The following is a 16,905-nucleotide window of genomic DNA, read 5'->3' as shown; positions in this document are numbered from 1 at the left end:
CGTTGCCGCCATCCGGCCACCGTTCGCTGATTCCCCGATAGAAAAATAACGAGAGACAAACAATGAAAACAGTGGCAAAAAAATGGGCACCCGCAGCAGCCCTGGCGATCAGCATTTTGGGCATGGCCGGCTGCGGAGGCGGGTCAGACCCGGTCGAGGCAAGCCAACCGCTCACCAGCACGGTAGGGGTGTCCAATGGCACCCTGTTTGGCAATGAGCGCGATGCAGCCGGCATCCTGAACTTCAAAGGCATTCCCTATGCGGCAGCGCCTGTTGGCGATCTTCGGTGGCGCGCGCCCCAGCCGGCGCCGAACTGGACAGGAACGCGGGACGCCCGGCAATACGGCAGCAAGTGCTGGGCCAACGGCACGCCTGCGCCCGTGGTCGCCGATCCCACAGTCAGCGAAGACTGCCTTTTCCTGAACGTGTGGAGCGGTGCCCGGACATCGGGCGAGCGGCGTCCAGTCATGGTCTGGCTGCATGGTGGCGGCTTTCAGTTCGGCACCTCGGGCGATCCCCGCTGGGAAGGCAATAATTTGGCCAAAAAAGGCGTGGTCGTGGTCTCGCTCAATTACCGGCTGGGTGTTTTCGGTCACTTGGCACGCCCTGACCTGGCCGCTGAATCGGGCGGTAGATCTTCGGGCATGTACGGCCTGCAGGACCACCTGGCCGCGCTGCAATGGGTCAAGAACAACATCGCGTCTTTTGGCGGCGATCCAGCCAACATCACGCTGTTCGGCGAATCCGCGGGCGCCCACGCGGTCGGCATGCTGTCGGCATCGCCGCTGGCGGCGGGCACGTTTCACAAAGCAATCGGCCAGAGCGGCGCGTTTTGGGAAAGCGAATTCGGGCCGCTGCCGTCACGCGTCACCGCGGAACAAAAAGGCTTGGCGCTGGGCACGACCCTGGGCGCTGCAAGCCTGGCCGCGCTTCGCGCCGTGCCTGCGCTGCAACTGGCCAGCGCGACCAATGCTGCAGCGCCGCCGTTCGCGCCGCCTTTTGGCCCCAGCCTGGATGGTTACGTGCTGCCTGAAGAACCCGCAGCCCGATTTTTTGCCGGCCGGCAAAACGATGTGCCGCTGCTGGTCGGGCAAAACGTCGCTGAGGGCAACATTTTCGCTGTTCCCGGCCGCGCCCTGCCCAATACCCCAACCGGGTTTACCGCCGCCGTGACCAAGGTGTTTGGCGCGTCCAACGTCAGCAGCCTGCTCGGGTTTTACCCAGCGGGAACCGACGCGCAGGCAGCGCAGTCATCGGTGCAGCTGCTGGGCGACCTGATCATCGGACTGCAGACCTGGACCTGGGGCGTCGTCCAGAAGGCCACCGGAAAGTCACCGGTGTACAGCTACTACTTCAAGCAGGCCTCGCTCTACACCCCGCTGGCCGTCCATGTCTCGGAAGTCCCCTACGTGTTCCAAAATCTGGTGCCCAAGGGAACGGCAGCAGCACCGGTGCTGGCCGGCGCGCAGGACCAGGCGCTGGCCGACACGATGTCCTCCTACTGGACCAGCTTTGCCAAAAGCGGCAATCCCAACCAGCCGGGTCTGCCGGTCTGGCCCGAGTATTCAGGCGCCGGCGGCAATGTCATGGGCCTGGGCGCCACCGTCGCGCTAGAGCCCGAACCCTTCACGGCGCGCTACCAATTTCTGAACAAATTCAGAGACAGCAGTGGCAGCCTGACGGTGAAGTTCTGACTGACGTCAAAGTTGAAATAGAAGGTGGCCTGTACCAGCTTGCCGCCTGAACCCTTTGGAGAATGAAAATGCAAGTGCGTCAAGACCGGTTGCCTGTCGCCCGTCGCGCCGGCACCTTCGCCGTCCATTCCGTCGAGCGAGTCGTGTTCACTGTGCCCGACATCGCACCAGCCGAGGCGTTCTACACGGCTTTCGGGCTGGATGTGAAGCGTGCCGGCCCGCGAATCGATCTGTATACCCACGGGCACAGCCACTGCTGGATGACGGTGGTCGCCAACGGCCAGCCCAAGGCCCTGCAGTACGTCAGTCTGGGGATTTTTGCCGAAGACAGGCCTGCCTTCGAGGCAAAGATCCAGGCGCTGGGCATCGGCTGCGGGCCGCATCCGATGGCCATGGATGACTCCGGCCTATGGCTGCGCAGCCCTGACGGCATGCCGATGCAACTGCTGGTCTGCGACAAGGTGTCTCCCAGTTGCAAGACCCCGGCCCATCCTGTGCGCATACCAGCGCGGCAGACGGCTGCTGCACACGCGCGCAGCCAGTGCGCCCGGGTTTTTCCGCGCTGGCTGTCGCACGTCCTGCTGTTCACGCCCGATGTCGCGCGCATGCTGGGGTTTTGCGACGAGGTGCTGGGCCTGCGGCTGTCGGATCGCTCGGGTGACCTGGTGGCCTTCATGCACTCGCCGCATGGCAGCGACCACCATTTGCTGGCCTTCGTCAAGTCCGGCGGTCCGGGCCTGCACCACACCAGTTGGGACGTCGGCAGCCTGGACGAAGTGGGCGAGGGCAGCGAGCAAATGCGAACCGCCGGTTTCACCGAGGGCTGGGGTGTGGGGCGCCATGTGCTGGGATCGAACTATTTTTACTACGCGCGCGATCCGTGGGGCAGCTTTGCCGAGTATTCGTTTGACATCGACTTCGTTTCGCAAACCACCGACTGGACTGCTGGCGACTACGCACCGGAGGATTCTTTTTACCTCTGGGGCCCCGTCGTGCCTGAATGGTTCGTGGCCAATACGGAGTTACCGGCACCATCCGCCGTTGAGGCAAGCCAAGCAGGATAAAAAGTGGATCAGGCGTTTACACCGCAATGATTGGCAATCATTGATTTCAGAAATTGATGGTCAATTGATCGCATGGATCACGAATGTTTTGTGCTGGGTGTGCTGGCTTTCAGTCTGGAAAAAATAGGCCCTTCCACCGCTCCCGGCATTTCAAGCGGCATGAAGGCGATGGCTTGGGCTTCGCTGGGCGTTAACCCCAGACCGATGAGCACGCTGCGCACCAGTTGCTCGGCATGGTTGCTCCGGGTCGGCTCCGTCAGCATCGTTTCGATGCCATAAAAAATGGCGCCCAGTACAAGGTCGCGGCCTACGCGAACGCTGTCTACCGACAGCCGCCCGCTCTTGTGCGCAAGCTCCAGGTCGCGCGTCAGGAAGAGATCGATCAATTGACCCCGCGTTGCGATGCGTGTGCCCACTTGCGTGATAAAGCTGCCCCACAGGGGATACCGCAAGGCCATCTGCATGTAAAGGCGCGATCCTGCCGCAAAGCGCTGAATCGGATCGTCGTAGTGCAGCACCAAGGGGTCAACGATCTGCAGCACCTCGTCACTCATGGCCGTGGCAAGGGCAAACAAGAGCTCGCTGGTGGTCTTGAAGTGGTTGTAGAACGTGCCGCGCGACACACCGGCAGCAGCAATGAAGTCATCGATCACAGCAACGTCCGGTCCCTTTTCGTTGAAGACGGTCAGTGCGGTCTCCAGAAGGCGAAGCCGTGTCTTTTCCCGACGTTGCGCCCCTACCCGCACGCGATGGTCTGCAACGGGTTCTTCGCTGTCTTCATTTGCCATTGCTGTAGAGCGTACGAGAACGTTCTGCTGAGCTACTGATTTGCTGGTACTAAGGGAAATCCCTACCATTTTAGACTTTCTGTCATATTGACGAAATCGTCATGTCGGTTAAAAATTCATTTTATACAAACAGTTTAATTCAACCAAAGGAATCCATTAAATGAAGCTGCTACGTCACGGTCCCGTAGGCCAGGAAAAACCCGGCGCACTCGACGCCAATGGACAGATTCGCGACCTGTCACTCTTGATCCCCGACTTCACGCCCGAGTGGATGTCTCCAGCCAAGCTGCAGGCCTTGGGAGCGATCGACTTGTCGCGCATGCCGCAGGTAGCGCAAGGCACACGCCTGGGCGCGCCGGTGGCCGGCACGCGTCAGTTCGTCGCCATTGGCCTGAACTACCGCAAGCATGCCGAAGAATCCGGCCTGGAAATCCCGAAGGAGCCGGTCGTCTTCACCAAGGCAATCACCTGCATCGCCGGCCCGAACGATGATGTCGAGCTGCCCGAAGGCTCAGTGGCGGGAGACTGGGAGATCGAATTGGGCTTTGTGATAGGCACGCTGGCCCGCAAAGTGTCTGTCGCGCAAGCTCTCTCGCATGTGGCCGGCTACTGCCTGGCCAATGACGTGTCCGAGCGTGACTGGCAGATCAAGCGCAATGGCCAGTGGGGCAAAGGCAAGAGCTTCGACGGTTTTGGCCCCATCGGCCCTTGGTTGGTGACCAGCGACGAATTACCCGATCCGCAGAGCATTCCGCTGGAGCTCGCCGTCAACGGCGAGACCCGTCAGCAGAGCAACACGGCCGACATGATCTTCCCGGTGGCCGAGATCGTCTCGTATCTCAGCCAGTTCATGACGCTGCTGCCCGGCGATCTCGTCATCACCGGTACACCACAAGGTGTTGGCCTGGGCATGAAGCCAAGCCCGGTGTTCCTGCGCCGCGGTGACGTGATGACGCTCAGCGCCGGCCCACTGGGCACGCAGCGCCAGCAGGTCATCTGACCCGCAAGCCCATCTGAAATAACCACCAAAAAAACGCCGTGCTTGGCGCGGTGCGGGCGGAGCCTTGCCCGGATTCACAGGAGACAAAAATGAAAGTAGTAAAAACCATCATCCTTGCCGTGGCTGCGACTTGCAGCTTCTGGGCAGCTGCGCAATCATCAACGCGCGCGATCAGCATCATCGTGCCGCAGCCGCCCGGCAATCCGACCGACGGTGTGGCGCGCAAGCTCCAAACGCTGTTGCAGGCCGAACTGAAGCAGACAGTGATTGTCGAGAATGCGGCGGGTGCCGGCGGTTCGATCGGCACGGCCAAGGTTCTCGCATCCAAGGCCGACGGCAATACGATCCTCATCGCATCGCAGACCGAGCCAATCCTCACGCCCTTCACGCTTTCTCACGTCAAATACAAGGCTGAAGACCTTCGGATGGTCGCGCTGGTCTGCCGCACATCCTACGTTTTGGTGGGTCGGCCTGACCTGCCAGCCAAAACTTTGGCGGAGTTGACCGATCAGGCCAAAAAACCAGGGGCCAAGCCGCTTAACTTCGGACACATCGGCCCGGGATCGATGATTCATTTGCTGGGTGAGCAATGGTCCAAACAGAGCGGCGTTCCCGTGATGCACGTGCCTTACAAGGGCGTGCCTCCGCTGTCGCAGGATGTGATGGCCAGCCAGATTGACATCAGCTTTTTGCCATTGGGCGGAACCTTGCCGTCATTGATCGAAAGCGGCAAAGTGCAGCCGTTCAGCACGACTGCGGCCACGGTGCACCCCCGTTTCATCAAGGTGCCGACGATGACTTCACAAAGCCCTGCACTCAAAGACTTCATCTACGGGACGTGGGTCGCGTTGCTGGTGCCCAGGAGCACGCCCGCAGACGTGGTTGGCCGGCTGCACCAGACGCTCGCAGTGGCGATGAAAGACAGCGAATTGCAAGCCTACGTGGGCTCGACGGGCATGGAGATGGCGCAGCCGATGTCACAGGCCGATCTCGACAAGTTTTATCGGCAAGAGACAGGGACCTATCAAACGCTTGCACGCAATGTCGGTGTTGACAGCAAATAACTGGGAGGAAATGAAAATGACGTCTACCAACACGATAGCCGAACCCGTGCGCCCAGGACCGGACGCAACACTTCTGGCCGTGCACTCTGTCGACGAATTCGTCTTCAGCGTGCCTAACCTTGAGGAGGCCAGGCATTTCTACACCAGCTTCGGGCTGGACGTGCGCAACGAGGATGGCGCACTGGCCCTTTACACATTTGGGCACCCGCATCGCTGGGCAAGAATCCTTCCGGGCGCCACCAAGCGATTGCTCTGGCTGAGCCTGGGCATCCATGCCACCGATGAACAGCGCTTTGAGCAGCACCTTGCGGAGCAGGGAATTTCCAGCATCGCGCCGCCACATGGTGCAGGCACCGGCGGCCTCTGGATTGAAGGACCGGACGGTCTGCCCATTGAACTACGCGTTGCGGACAAATCGTCTCCCTCTCAGCCTGCGCCGCGCGAGTACCCGCCGCAACACGGCAACTTCGGCCGCTCACCGAGCCGGAGCAAAGCGCAAGCCACGCGTCCGCTCTACCTCTCGCACATCTTACTGTTCAGCGCCGATGTCGATCAGGCGGTCCGTTTCTACGAAGACATCCTGGGCTTGCGGCTTTCTGACAAGTCCGGCTCGGTGATTGCCTTTTTGCACAGCCCGCACGGTAGCGACCATCACCTGGTCGCGTTTGCCAAGTCCAGTGGCCTGGGACTGCACCACAGCAGCTGGTGCGTGCCTTCGATCGACGCCGTTGGCATTGGCACGCAGCAGATGGCGCAGGCGGGCTACGAGCAGGGCTGGGGCGTCGGTCGGCACGTGCTGGGTTCGAACTATTTCCGCTACGTACGCGATCCGTGGGGCAGTTATGCCGAGTATTCCTACGACATCGACTTCGTCCACGCTGGCGACCAGTGGCCCTCGGCAGACCACCCCGGCGAAGACTCTCTCTACGTCTGGGGGCCCGCGCTGCCTGACGACTTCATCATTAACCACGAACTGCCAGCCTCGGCAACGGGCGGCGAAGGACAACCATCATGAGCCAAGACAACATTCCTTTTTACGATGTCGTGCAGATCGGGTATGGCCCGGTCAGCGAAATCATGGCCCTTGCGCTGGCGCGCCAGGGTCGCAGCGTGGCCGTTTTCGAGCGCTGGCGTGTGCGCTTTGCCCTGCCGCGTGCTGTCTGCATCGACCATGAGCTTTACCGCGTGCTGTCTGCCCTGGGCATGGGCAAGGAGCTTCCCGCAGTCAGCCATGCCGGACCCATGTACCGCTGGTACAACGCTGACTGGAAAGAGTTGCTAGCCATTGACTGGGAGTCCGAATCGATTTCGGGCGGGCCGGAGGTCAACTTCGTGCACCAGCCGACGTTGGAAAAGCTGTTCGAAGATGTCGTCGAGGCTTGTCCGAATGTTGAGCTCAACCTGGGTTGGGAAGCCGTGGAGGCAACCCAGACGGCTGACTACGCGCAGCTGGTGGTTCGCGACTTCGAGACCGGGGAAACCCGAACGGTACGCTGCAAATACCTCATTGGCGCTGACGGGGCGAACAGCTTGGTGCGTCAAGCCATCGGCTCGACCCAGGAAGACAAGGGCTTTGAGGCCGACTGGCTGGTGATCGACGTGTTGCCCCACGAAGGCGTCACGCTCGACATCCCGCCGGCCGCTCAATACTGCAATCCACTGCGGCCCACCACGATCGTGCCCGCCGGTGTCAAGGACGGCCGGTATTTTCGTCGCTGGGAGTTCATGCGCCTGCCGCACGAAACGGCCGCAGAGATCGAAAACGAAGACTTTGCGTGGGAACTTCTTGCGCCGTGGGTGACGCGCAACCAGGCGACCATCGTGCGCCATAAGGTCTACACGTTCCGCTCCCTGCTGGCCAACACCTGGCGCAAGGGCCGGATGCTGATCGCTGGCGACGCTGCCCATGTGATGCCGCCTTTCATGGGCCAGGGCATGTGCGCCGGTCTGCGCGACGACTGGAACCTGGCATGGAAGCTCAACCTCGTGCTGAACGGCCAAGCCAGCGATGAACTGCTTGACACCTACCAGCCCGAACGCCGGCCCCATGTCAGCGACGTGATCGACTTGTCAATGTATCTTGGCAAAGTGATTTGCATTGCCGATCCCGCAAAAGCGGCGCAGCGCGACGAAGCCTTTTTCAGCGGCAAGGCGCCACCGCCACCCGCCTTCCCCAGTTTGAGCGACGGTATTTTGCGCCGCGGGCCTGATGGCACGGTGCAGGCACCGGCCGGATTGCTCAGCCCGCACGGGACCGTTCGCTCAGGCGATCGGCAAGGGCGCTTCGATGAGGTCGTCGGCCTGGGCTTCATGCTGGTATCGAGGAGCGCTGCGGTCGAGGCCGAGCTTGGCAAGAAGCAGCGCGCTTTCCTCGATGCGCTGGATGCCAAACGCGTTGTCATTTCCGCAGCGGGCGCCGAGGCGGGTCCGGGCGCCTGGGAGGACCTGGACAGCAAGTTCATTCCGTACATGGAGCAGCACGGCATCGAAGCCATGCTGGTGCGGCCGGACTTCTACTTATATGGCGCCGCGTCAACGGCGAGCGACATCAACCAACTGGTGGATGACCTGGCCGGAGATTTGAAACGCCATGGCGTCACCCTCGGCACTCAGCCTGAGCAGGAAGCCGCAAGCGCTTAAGGCAAGCGTAGACAAGAAACCCGAATGAAGGCGCCCGCCGGAGGACATGGGTCACCGGCCAGTGCGGCGCGAGCCTGCTCGGATCCAAAAGAGCCAAGCGTCACGACAGTGCATTTTTCAATTTTTTCAACTCTGGGGAGATATTCATGAACACTAAATTACTTACCTGCGTGCCTGCGCTTCTGGCTGGACTGCTGGCCACCTTGAGCATGACAGGCCATGCGACGGAGGGAGGCGGCAGCCTGTATCCCAACGGGGCAGACAATTTCAGCGCAGGCGCCATGCCGCCTCCAGGGTTTTATGGAATGCTGTTCGCGAACCACTACAGCGCGGACCGCGTGAACGATGCCAACGGCAACAATTTGAACGTTCCCGGGTTCAAGGTCACGGCCAACGCGGTGGTGCCCCGCTTCATCTGGGTGACGGGCGCCAAATTTCTGGGCGGCGACCTCTCGCTCCACGCCCTGCTTCCGGTGGTTGATCTGAAGGTTTCAGCCGCAGGCAACTCACAAAGGAAGTCCGGCATTGGAGACCTCACCACTGGCCCGGGACTGGGCTACCACCACAGTCCCAACTTGCACAGCCTGCTCGGCCTCGACTTCTACCTGCCAACGGGAAGCTACAACCAAGGCGATCTGGCCAACATCGGACGCAATTACTACGCTGTCGAGCCTTTGTACATCCTGAGCTACATCGATCCGCAGGGGTTCAATGGCGACATCAAGATGGGCTACCTCTTCAACCAGCGCAACAAGGACACCGATTACCGGTCAGGGCAGGAATTTCACTTCGATTACGCCGCCGGCTGGGGATTGGGCAATGGCTTGACCGCCGGTGTCGGCGGCTACTACTACCAGCAGACCACCACCGACAGGCAGGCCGGCGTCGATTTGGCCAACAGCAAGGCAAAGGCGTTTGCCATCGGGCCCTCCTTGAAATACGACAGTGGCAAGGGCTGGTTCGCAACCGTCAAGTGGCAAAAAGAAATGAAGTCGGAAAACCGCGCGCAGGGCAACGCGCTGTGGGTCAAGGCGGTGTTTCCTCTCTAACACCCACGCTGGGCGCGATCGGACTTGCATTTCACGCTCACGCAGCAGCACGCCTATTGGACGAAAACCTCACGCTGTCCTCTAAAAGAGGGCAGCGTTTTTCAACAAACCACCTGAACAACTAATCACCATGAACACGCATGTCAACATCAATCCGAGCATCGGCACGACGTCTCGCTGGGACGTGAGCTACGAATGGAAAGCCGTCACCCTCCTGTGCCTGGCCTTTGGCCTGGTCGGCATGGACCGCTTCATGCTGCTGCCGCTTTTTCCTGTGATTGCGCCTGATCTCAAGCTCGACTACCAGGATCTAGGCCACATCACCGGCATTCTGGCAGTCGCCTGGGGCGTTTCTGCATTGTTCATGGGCAATCTTTCGGACAGGCTCGGGCATCGCAAGGTCATCATCCCGGCCATCATCATCTTCTCGTTACTGGCCGGCTTCAGCGGCCTGGCAACCAGTGTCGTCAGCTTGATGGCCATTCGCGCGCTGATCGGCTTTGCCGAAGGCGCCTACACGCCCCCCAGCATTGTTGCAACGCTCGATGCGTCCAAGCCGTCGCGGCAAGGCTTGAATATCGGGATTCAACAGGCGGCGCTGCCGTTGTTTGGCCTGGGCATTGCGCCCATCCTCGTCACGCAGTTGCTCAAGGTGGTCGAGTGGCACTGGATTTTTGCGATGGTCTCGATTCCAGGCCTGATCGTGGCGTACCTGCTGTATCGCGTGCTACGCAACACAACGCCAACGGTCGCGGCACTGCACACCTCGACCCATGATGCGTCTGAGCACAAGTGGAGCGATGTGTTCAAGTACCGCAACATTCCTTTAAACATGCTGGGGATGCTGTGCTGGCTCACCTGCCTGGTGGTGCTCAGCGCCTTGCTGCCCAATTACCTGATCGACTACCTGCACCTGTCCCTCGAACAGATGGGCCTGGTGCTCTCGGCCATTGGTTTTGGCGGCACGATGGGTACCTTGGTCATGCCAGCACTGTCGGATCGCCTTGGACGCAAGCCGGTCATGATTATTTCTGTCATCGGCGCAGCAATCGGTCTGTATTTCCTCATGCATACCGGGGCCGAGCCGTATCGCTTGTTTGCCAGCCTGTTCGTCACCTTGTTTTTTGTCTTCAGCATGATCTGCCTGACGGTGGGGCCAATCAGTGCCGAGTCGGTACCTGCCAAGCTGATGTCAACCGCCTCGGGCATCGTGGTCGGGACCGGCGAGATTTTCGGCGGTGGCATCGCACCCGTCATTGCTGGCTATGTGGCGAAGAACCACGGCATCCAATACATCATGCATTTGGCTGCAATCGCGCTTGCCATCGGTTTTTTCGTGGCAATTTCGCTAAAGGAAACAGCGCCGATCAAACAGCGCTAGGTACCTTTCAAAGAGTGCCTTGCGAAATCAATTGTCACCAACAGGAAGCTTCAACCGCATTGAAGTTTTGACAAGCGGGCTACCCGTGCATTTTAAAGTTTCCAGGCAGCTTTGCTGCATAGCTGCGTTGGGCACCAAAAGAGTTCTTTTTTGAGCAGCTTGGTGTGTGCGGGCGAGCCTGGTGTCCTTAGGAAAACTCTAGAAACGTCGAATTGAATCATGGCGGGTACATTCCTCGCCGCTTGCGGCGCTCCCCACTCCAGGTTTCTAGGATTCCAATACCTGCCCCTTGGGGCGGGGTTCTTTATTTAATTTTATGAAAGTACCTGAAGCATGAACAATCCTGAATTGCAAACCATTTTTTCTCACGTTAAACCCTCGGACACAGATTTTGTTTCTGGAGGACTGCGCGACTTCTTCACCTACCGCGACCTGGGCATCGAAAAGGCTACAGGCGGACGCGTCATCGCACAACTGGTGAAGGCTAATCAACCTCCCGAACGAGGCACGGGCTGGCATGTTCATGAAGCCCAATTTCACATTGTGTACATGCTCAAGGGCTGGGCGCGCTTTATGTATGAGAACCAAGAGACGCTGGTCGTGGCAGGCGACTGCGTGCATCAGGCACCGGGAATTCGCCACTTTCTCTTTGACTACTCGCCGGATATGGAATACCTGGAAGTTGTCGGCCCCGCTGCATTCAGCAGTATTGATGCACAGGGCCCATGCGCAGTGCCTGAACCAACGCCATGGGTCTGAACACGGGCAAGTTACGACTATTTGGGCGACCTGAACCGCGCAAGCTATTTCGCCATGTTCCGAGACAAAAGCACACCTTTTGCCATCAGCCTCTATTCAATCAGAGAAGGTATGGAGGAACTGCCTGGCGGTAATCAAGTTGTTCTCAATTCAAATGATTTTCTTCATAAAGTCACAGCCACGTTACGGCTGGCGTCCAACAAGTTGGCAGCCGCCCATTGATGGTCAACGGCCACGCCCTTTTTGACTGGAATAAGACGCCAGTCATAAAACCTTGAATTCATAGCGGAGTTCAGGCGTTTGACTGCAAATGATGATTTGAATATAGGTAATTGGAAATTCTAAAAATGAAATCGATACAAAACAAGCCATCACGGCGCTCGGCGCTGGGCTACATCACCTCTTCCCTGGCCTTAGGCTTGGCTGGCGCAACTTCCGGTTGCGCAACTATCGATGAGCCAAGCGTGGCTGGCGCTGTGGCAGTCAATGGCGGAGTCAGGCCAGGGGCTATGCGTTGCGTTTGCGGGCTGATTGATGTCCATTCTCATTATCTTCCCCCGACTTATGCGCGTGCCTTGGCAAGCGAAGGCTTGCTGACGCTGGATGGCGGTTTTCCTGTGCCGCAGTGGTCAGAAGAAAAAGCGCTGGCGCATATGGACAAGTACAACATCGAAGCCTCGATCCTGTCGGTGTCCTCGCCAAACGTCGGCTTTCTTAAGAATCCGCTGGCGCGCCAGCGACTCGCACGGGAAATGAATGATTTTGCAGGCGATCTGGTCAAGCGTAAACCCAATCGGTTTGGGGCCTTTGCCACGTTGCCTTTGCCCGATATCAACGCCTCGCTGGCTGAAATCGGCTATGCCCTCGACACCCTGAAGCTCGACGGCATTGTCATGGAAACCAATGTTCACGGCATTTACCTCGGCGACACGCGGCTCGATCCAATTTTTGCTGAACTCAACCGGCGCCGTGCCACACTGTTCCTGCACCCGACTTCTCCGCCCTGTTTCGAGTCAGTCGGACTGGGCAGGCCAGCACCAATCCTTGAGTTTCCACTGGATACGTCGCGAACCATCACGGACCTGATCTTTGCCGGTACCCTGACGCGCTACCCAGACATTCGCATGATCGTTCCGCATGCAGGCGGTGCATTGACAGCAGTGGCAGAACGGATTTCAGGATTTTCCACCTTGCCCTTCCTAAAGCAACGCCCTGTCGGCGGGGCAGAAGAAGTGCGCCGCGTGCTGGCATCTCTTTATTACGATCTGGCCGGGTCGGCAAGCGATGGCGCCATTGAGCGTCTAAGGCGAATCACATCACTGAGCCACATCCTGTTTGGCAGCGATTTTCCTTTTACCCCGGCAGCCGGCATTGATGCCAATGTCGAGAGTTTTCGAACGCTTAGCGGTTTGACCAAGTCCGAACACGAGGGAATTGCGAAAGAAAATGCCCTACAGCTGTTTGCACGCCTGGGTAGGACAGCGATAGTCAAATAAGGTGAGTGTCTTCGCAAGCAGTTCTGTGTCGCATTAGCCACCGGTGAACGCCGAGCAGATCGTGATGCGCCAAGTCGAATTTGGATTCAGCAACAGGCGAACCGGTTTTTACATCGCTGATGTCATCGGGCGAAAAGTATTCTGTCAAATTTTTCAGTCAGTGCTGGTATTGCAGGCAAAAGTCCAGCCTTGGGTGGCTTTGAGAGTAGCGCCCTACCGGGGATCAATTACACCTTCATGAGCGGTTTTGCCTTGCGCAGCTAAACCAAGTTTATTTCAGACACCTCAATAGATTGCTCAGTTGCCACTTCAGGACGCACCTTGCGCTGGGAGGTTTTCTAGTTGTGGAATGCGGTGGTCATGTTGGATGTGGAACCTGCCTTAAGCCTGCCTCACGCTTTATTCACTTGACAACATGTCATTAACTCAATTTTTGATAGAAAAATAATCAATTTATCAATTTTATAAAAATTGAAGGGAATCCACCATTGACACTATATGTCACTGAAATTACTTTCAAAGATACCCTTAAATAGTTATGTATTTTTGCTTACAAATCTACTGAGACAATCATGGTCAAAGCATCGAAATTTTTCTTATCTCTCACATGCGGACTTGTTGTATGCGCCGCGGATCCAGCCACAGCGGCTGACGTCAAGTTTGGACAGATCGCCTCTCAAACCAATCCTGCATCCATCGCCAATGCCAAAGAGCTCCAGGCCGGCATTGAGGCCTATTTTGAGTCTGTCAACGTTAAAGGCGGCATCAACGGCAACAATCTCAAGCTGCAGGTGCTCGACGACAGCATTCAGGCCGCAAAGATGGTGGAACTAACTGGCCAGTTAATTGCCAACCCGTCCGTTGTCGGGCTGATCGGGTTTTTGAATACGGGGGGCTTGACTGCGCTGACCAAGGAAAACGCATTTGGCAAGAGCGGCATTGCCATGATCGCACCGATGCAGGGCGATAAAAATATTGTCGAGGCTGAGAACGTTTTTCCGCTTCGAAGCGGTTTTCCCGAAGAAATTGAAGCCTTGCTCAAAGAGGCCAAGACTTGGGGCAAGGACACGATCTCGATCGTCAACATGAATGTCGGGTTTGGACCGGTGCTTGCTGAATTTGCTGAAAAACGAGCGACCGAGATGGGCCTGAAAGTACTGTCCCGCTCAGTAGTCGATTTCAATCCCAACACGCAAGCGGCCAGTGTCACTGCAGCGGTCAAGTCTATAGTGCAAGCCAAGCCCAAGGGAATTTTGGTAGTGGCCGCAGGCGCGCCCGCATTTGAATTCATCAAGGCTGTGCGTGACGTGCCTGAAGGAGCTTTACAGATTTATGGTTTGTCTGTTGTGCGGCACAGCGATTTGATCGCCACCACGGGCGTGGTCAAGGCACGCGGCATTGTGCTCAGCCAAGCAACACCGTACCCCTATACCTCTAACAAGACAGTGATTACCGAATACCAAAATGCCATGAAGGCACACAACCCCAAGGCCGAATTTTCTTTTGCCAGCCTGGAGGGCTTCTTGGGGGCCAAGATCGCAGGCGAGGCAGTCAGGCGCGCTGGCGGCACTCCCACGCGAGAGCGCATGCTTACCACTTTGAAAACGATGGGCGAATACAATTTGGGGGGCATCTCGGTTAATTACGGACCTCAGGCTCGCAAAGGCTGGGGCGGCGTTGACGTCACGATCGTGGGCGCCAGCGGCAACCTGCAAAAGTAAGGTTGTAAACACGTAGCAGGCGATGTGATGGTACTTTATCCGGCAGTTGTCCAGGCGTACCTCGCAACACATTCTGGGCGACATACGCCGCGGTTTTTTTTGCGATGTCGCGCTCCATCGTCAGGCGCGCCACCTCTGCGCGCAAACGGGCCAGCTCCATCTGCTCTGGGGTGACCGCGGGCTTGTCACCTGCGCCTCTGATTGGGGCCCGGGCGCTTTGGCGCACCCAGTTGCTCAGGCTGGCCTTGGGGATGCCCAATACCTTGGCCGTGGCAGCCACTGACTGTCCGGCCTTGACCTGGCGAACGGCTTCGAGTTTGAATTCCAGCGTGTACTGCCCACGCACTTGCTTTTCTGACATTTCCTGACTCCTTGAACACATTTTGTACAAGGCTCAAGAACGCCACTTTTAGGGGACAAGGTCAGAAAATCTTCGCTTGATTTTGATGAAGAATTTCTGATGGGGCAGCCCTGACATTGTTCACTTTTTCAGGTTGTATCGGCTTGCGGGGCGGCGCATCATGTCACACAGATATTCAGCCGCTGGCGTCGGCGGAATCGCATGGCGCCGTATCAGGACAATTGCCGGGGCAGCAATGAGTTCCTGCACCTTGATCTGCGAAATCGCGCCTTTGATGAGTGAGGAGTCCAGCCATTGCACGGGTGACATGGTCAGCATGTCGGTGGATGCCACAGCGGTGATCCAGGTCAGCGCGGACTCGGCCTGGATGGACAGCCGGGGTGCGGGCAAGCCAAACTTGGCAAACACGCTGCTGAATTCAGCCTCGGCATGATCGGTAATCGATGTGGTAACCCACTTGGCATCCACCAGTTCGGCGAGCGAGCGCGCCTTTGAAAGCCGATGCCCGACGCGGCACAGTACAACCCGGGTATTGTCGAAAAGCTTGACCAGTTGCAAGTCGGGTGCCGGCCCGCCTTCTGGCGCCGCTCCGATGTAGAAGTCAACCGCGCCGCTCTTGAGCCTAGCCTCGACCATTGGATACACGCCTTCGATAATTCGCAGCTTGACATGGGGATAAGCCTCATAGAACGGTGCCAGTGCCTCGGACAACAATGAGATATGCGCAACTCCAGATACGCAGGCCACCACCGTGCCCTGCACGGAACCCTGCAGCTGCTGGACTTCATCACGCGCGCGCCTGAGCTCGTTGACGGCAGACGTTGCGCGGCGTGCGAACAGAATGCCCATGGGCGTCAGCATGGTGCCCGTTGGCTGGCGCTCCAGCAAGGGAACGCCGATTTCCCGCTCAAGTTCGCGCACGCTTCTGCTGAGCGCTGGTTGCGCCATGCCAAGGTGCTTGGCCGCTGAATTGATGCTTCCCTTTTCCGCGATAGCCAGCAAATCACGCAGGTGATGCAGCTTCATCTTTTTGCCTCCTCAGCATGTGCGTATGCAATAAACGGATTTTGTCGCGTGGCTGCTGCTTTTTTCTGCGATAGCGGGCAGCTCACGCGGACGGTTCAACGTCATTTGGTCTCTTTGAACTTGATTCCTGCACAAAGGCCTATGCGAAAGAAGTATAGGCTGGACTTATTTGTAATCTAGCGTTGCTGCGGCCCCAGGATGAAACTAGCACTACTTTATTTCTGGATGGAACATCAATGCAAGACAAAGAACTTGGCGGTTTGTTGGAGCGAGCGAAGATTGCGGAGCTGCTGGCGGGCTGGGGCTACTGGCGTGACACCTGCAACTGGGCACGTCTGGCTGGCTGCTACACACCCGATGCCCGGATGCTCACCACCTGGTTTGCCGGGACAGCCACGGACTTCATCGAGGCATCGCAGCGCATGGCGGCGAAGGGTTCCAACGTACAGCATTACATCGGAACGCCCATCATCGACATCCATCAGGATCGCGCAACGGCTGCAACACGCATCCAATTGCTGGTGCGTGCAGAAATTGAAGGCGTAACGGTCGATGCGACCTGTTATGGCCGCTTTCATGATCGGCTCGTCAAGCAAAACGGCGCTTGGCGAATCCAGAGGCGCATACCGGTTTATGAAAAAGACACCATCTGCGCCGTGCATCCCGAGGACGAGTTGACGCTTGATGTCGAACGGCTGCAGGCGTTTCCGGCTCATTACCGGTTTCTCGCCTATTTGCAGTCCATGGGGGGGGGCACCATTACCCCGGATCTGCCGGCGCCCAACAGCCCGGCTGAGCACCAGCTGTTCAAGGAAGACGACGCATGGCTGTCGTCCTCTCAATCCCCCACTCAGTAAGACAA

The 16,905-nt window shown here is 58.1% G+C and carries 15 protein-coding genes and 1 pseudogene; 13 read left to right on the top strand and 3 right to left on the bottom strand.

Translation table 11 applies throughout. From position 1 onward, the window contains the following. Nucleotides 1-62 precede the first annotated feature (62 nt). Nucleotides 63-1,694, top strand: coding sequence for a carboxylesterase/lipase family protein (locus EC86_RS0125190; protein WP_198026922.1), 1,632 nt, complete (start codon nt 63-65; stop codon nt 1,692-1,694). 68 nt (nt 1,695-1,762) lie between these two features. Further along, nucleotides 1,763-2,758: a VOC family protein gene (locus tag EC86_RS0125185; protein ID WP_029528496.1), complete on the top strand. Its 996-nt coding sequence runs from the start codon at nt 1,763-1,765 to the stop codon at nt 2,756-2,758. A 77-nt stretch (nt 2,759-2,835) separates the two neighbouring features. Here EC86_RS0125185 and EC86_RS0125180 read toward each other — a convergent pair whose 3' ends face one another. Next, entirely contained in the window at nt 2,836-3,546 is a 711-nt protein-coding gene (locus tag EC86_RS0125180; protein ID WP_029528495.1) for a TetR/AcrR family transcriptional regulator, read from the bottom strand. 160 nt (nt 3,547-3,706) lie between these two features. Here EC86_RS0125180 and EC86_RS0125175 point away from each other — a divergent pair, with 160 nt between their 5' ends. The 10 genes from EC86_RS0125175 (at nt 3,707) to EC86_RS0125135 (ending at nt 14,656) form a co-directional block, all read left to right on the top strand. Next, the gene (locus EC86_RS0125175) at nt 3,707-4,546 is read left to right on the top strand and encodes a fumarylacetoacetate hydrolase family protein (RefSeq protein ID WP_029528494.1); all 840 of its coding nucleotides are present in this window, start codon (nt 3,707-3,709) and stop codon (nt 4,544-4,546) included. Nucleotides 4,547-4,635: 89 nt separating this feature from the next. After that, nucleotides 4,636-5,610, top strand: coding sequence for a tripartite tricarboxylate transporter substrate binding protein (locus tag EC86_RS0125170; protein WP_084181776.1), 975 nt, complete (start codon nt 4,636-4,638; stop codon nt 5,608-5,610). A gap of 16 nt (nt 5,611-5,626) precedes the next feature. Continuing rightward, nucleotides 5,627-6,625 (top strand): VOC family protein, encoded by a 999-nt coding sequence (locus tag EC86_RS0125165; protein ID WP_051676416.1) that lies wholly within the window; start codon nt 5,627-5,629, stop codon nt 6,623-6,625. Further along, nucleotides 6,622-8,250 carry a bifunctional 3-(3-hydroxy-phenyl)propionate/3-hydroxycinnamic acid hydroxylase MhpA gene (gene mhpA, locus EC86_RS0125160; protein WP_029528491.1) on the top strand — a complete coding sequence of 543 codons (1,629 nt, stop codon included), beginning with the start codon at nt 6,622-6,624 and terminating at the stop codon, nt 8,248-8,250. The genes EC86_RS0125165 and mhpA overlap by 4 nt, the downstream gene beginning before the upstream one ends. 146 nt (nt 8,251-8,396) lie before the next feature. Next, the gene (locus EC86_RS0125155; RefSeq protein ID WP_029528490.1) at nt 8,397-9,299 is read left to right on the top strand and encodes a SphA family protein; all 903 of its coding nucleotides are present in this window, start codon (nt 8,397-8,399) and stop codon (nt 9,297-9,299) included. A 130-nt stretch (nt 9,300-9,429) separates the two neighbouring features. Then, a complete protein-coding gene (locus EC86_RS0125150; protein WP_051676398.1) occupies nt 9,430-10,680 on the top strand; it encodes an MFS transporter in 1,251 nt (416 codons plus the stop codon). A 333-nt stretch (nt 10,681-11,013) separates the two neighbouring features. Continuing rightward, nucleotides 11,014-11,439: a cupin domain-containing protein gene (locus EC86_RS0125145; RefSeq protein WP_029528488.1), complete on the top strand. Its 426-nt coding sequence runs from the start codon at nt 11,014-11,016 to the stop codon at nt 11,437-11,439. 54 nt (nt 11,440-11,493) lie between these two features. Continuing rightward, nucleotides 11,494-11,661, top strand: a complete 168-nt coding sequence (locus EC86_RS29315; protein WP_156955522.1) for a hypothetical protein — start codon at nt 11,494-11,496, stop codon at nt 11,659-11,661. A gap of 125 nt (nt 11,662-11,786) precedes the next feature. Continuing rightward, nucleotides 11,787-12,935, top strand: coding sequence for an amidohydrolase family protein (locus tag EC86_RS0125140; protein ID WP_084181774.1), 1,149 nt, complete (start codon nt 11,787-11,789; stop codon nt 12,933-12,935). A 572-nt stretch (nt 12,936-13,507) separates the two neighbouring features. Continuing rightward, nucleotides 13,508-14,656, top strand: a complete 1,149-nt coding sequence (locus tag EC86_RS0125135; RefSeq protein ID WP_029528486.1) for an ABC transporter substrate-binding protein — start codon at nt 13,508-13,510, stop codon at nt 14,654-14,656. A gap of 50 nt (nt 14,657-14,706) precedes the next feature. Here EC86_RS0125135 and EC86_RS0125130 read toward each other — a convergent pair. Together EC86_RS0125130 and EC86_RS0125125 are read right to left on the bottom strand one after the other, a co-directional pair. Then, nucleotides 14,707-15,017, bottom strand: a pseudogene (locus tag EC86_RS0125130) (transposase); the annotation flags it as partial. Between the two features lie 120 nt (nt 15,018-15,137). After that, nucleotides 15,138-16,043, bottom strand: a complete 906-nt coding sequence (locus EC86_RS0125125) for a LysR family transcriptional regulator (protein ID WP_029528484.1) — start codon at nt 16,041-16,043, stop codon at nt 15,138-15,140. A gap of 236 nt (nt 16,044-16,279) precedes the next feature. Between EC86_RS0125125 and EC86_RS0125120 the strand changes: the two genes are divergently transcribed. Further along, nucleotides 16,280-16,900, top strand: coding sequence for a nuclear transport factor 2 family protein (locus tag EC86_RS0125120; protein ID WP_036774272.1), 621 nt, complete (start codon nt 16,280-16,282; stop codon nt 16,898-16,900). Nucleotides 16,901-16,905 lie beyond the last annotated feature (5 nt).

The organism is Polaromonas glacialis, from assembly GCF_000709345.1.
Classification (GTDB): domain Bacteria; phylum Pseudomonadota; class Gammaproteobacteria; order Burkholderiales; family Burkholderiaceae_C; genus Polaromonas; species Polaromonas glacialis.
This window is presented reverse-complemented; position numbering and strand designations above follow the sequence as displayed.

Coding starts and splice junctions, on each gene's coding strand:
- EC86_RS0125175 (WP_029528494.1), top strand. CDS start 3,707: ATGAAGCTGCTACGTCACGGTCCCGTAGGCCAGGAAAAACCCGGCGCA.
- EC86_RS0125190 (WP_198026922.1), top strand. CDS start 63: ATGAAAACAGTGGCAAAAAAATGGGCACCCGCAGCAGCCCTGGCGATC.
- EC86_RS0125150 (WP_051676398.1), top strand. CDS start 9,430: ATGAACACGCATGTCAACATCAATCCGAGCATCGGCACGACGTCTCGC.
- EC86_RS0125185 (WP_029528496.1), top strand. CDS start 1,763: ATGCAAGTGCGTCAAGACCGGTTGCCTGTCGCCCGTCGCGCCGGCACC.
- EC86_RS0125155 (WP_029528490.1), top strand. CDS start 8,397: ATGAACACTAAATTACTTACCTGCGTGCCTGCGCTTCTGGCTGGACTG.
- EC86_RS0125165 (WP_051676416.1), top strand. CDS start 5,627: ATGACGTCTACCAACACGATAGCCGAACCCGTGCGCCCAGGACCGGAC.
- EC86_RS0125140 (WP_084181774.1), top strand. CDS start 11,787: ATGAAATCGATACAAAACAAGCCATCACGGCGCTCGGCGCTGGGCTAC.
- EC86_RS0125170 (WP_084181776.1), top strand. CDS start 4,636: ATGAAAGTAGTAAAAACCATCATCCTTGCCGTGGCTGCGACTTGCAGC.
- EC86_RS0125180 (WP_029528495.1), bottom strand. CDS start 3,546: ATGGCAAATGAAGACAGCGAAGAACCCGTTGCAGACCATCGCGTGCGG.
- EC86_RS0125125 (WP_029528484.1), bottom strand. CDS start 16,043: ATGAAGCTGCATCACCTGCGTGATTTGCTGGCTATCGCGGAAAAGGGA.
- EC86_RS29315 (WP_156955522.1), top strand. CDS start 11,494: ATGTTCCGAGACAAAAGCACACCTTTTGCCATCAGCCTCTATTCAATC.
- EC86_RS0125135 (WP_029528486.1), top strand. CDS start 13,508: ATGGTCAAAGCATCGAAATTTTTCTTATCTCTCACATGCGGACTTGTT.
- EC86_RS0125145 (WP_029528488.1), top strand. CDS start 11,014: ATGAACAATCCTGAATTGCAAACCATTTTTTCTCACGTTAAACCCTCG.
- mhpA (WP_029528491.1), top strand. CDS start 6,622: ATGAGCCAAGACAACATTCCTTTTTACGATGTCGTGCAGATCGGGTAT.
- EC86_RS0125120 (WP_036774272.1), top strand. CDS start 16,280: ATGCAAGACAAAGAACTTGGCGGTTTGTTGGAGCGAGCGAAGATTGCG.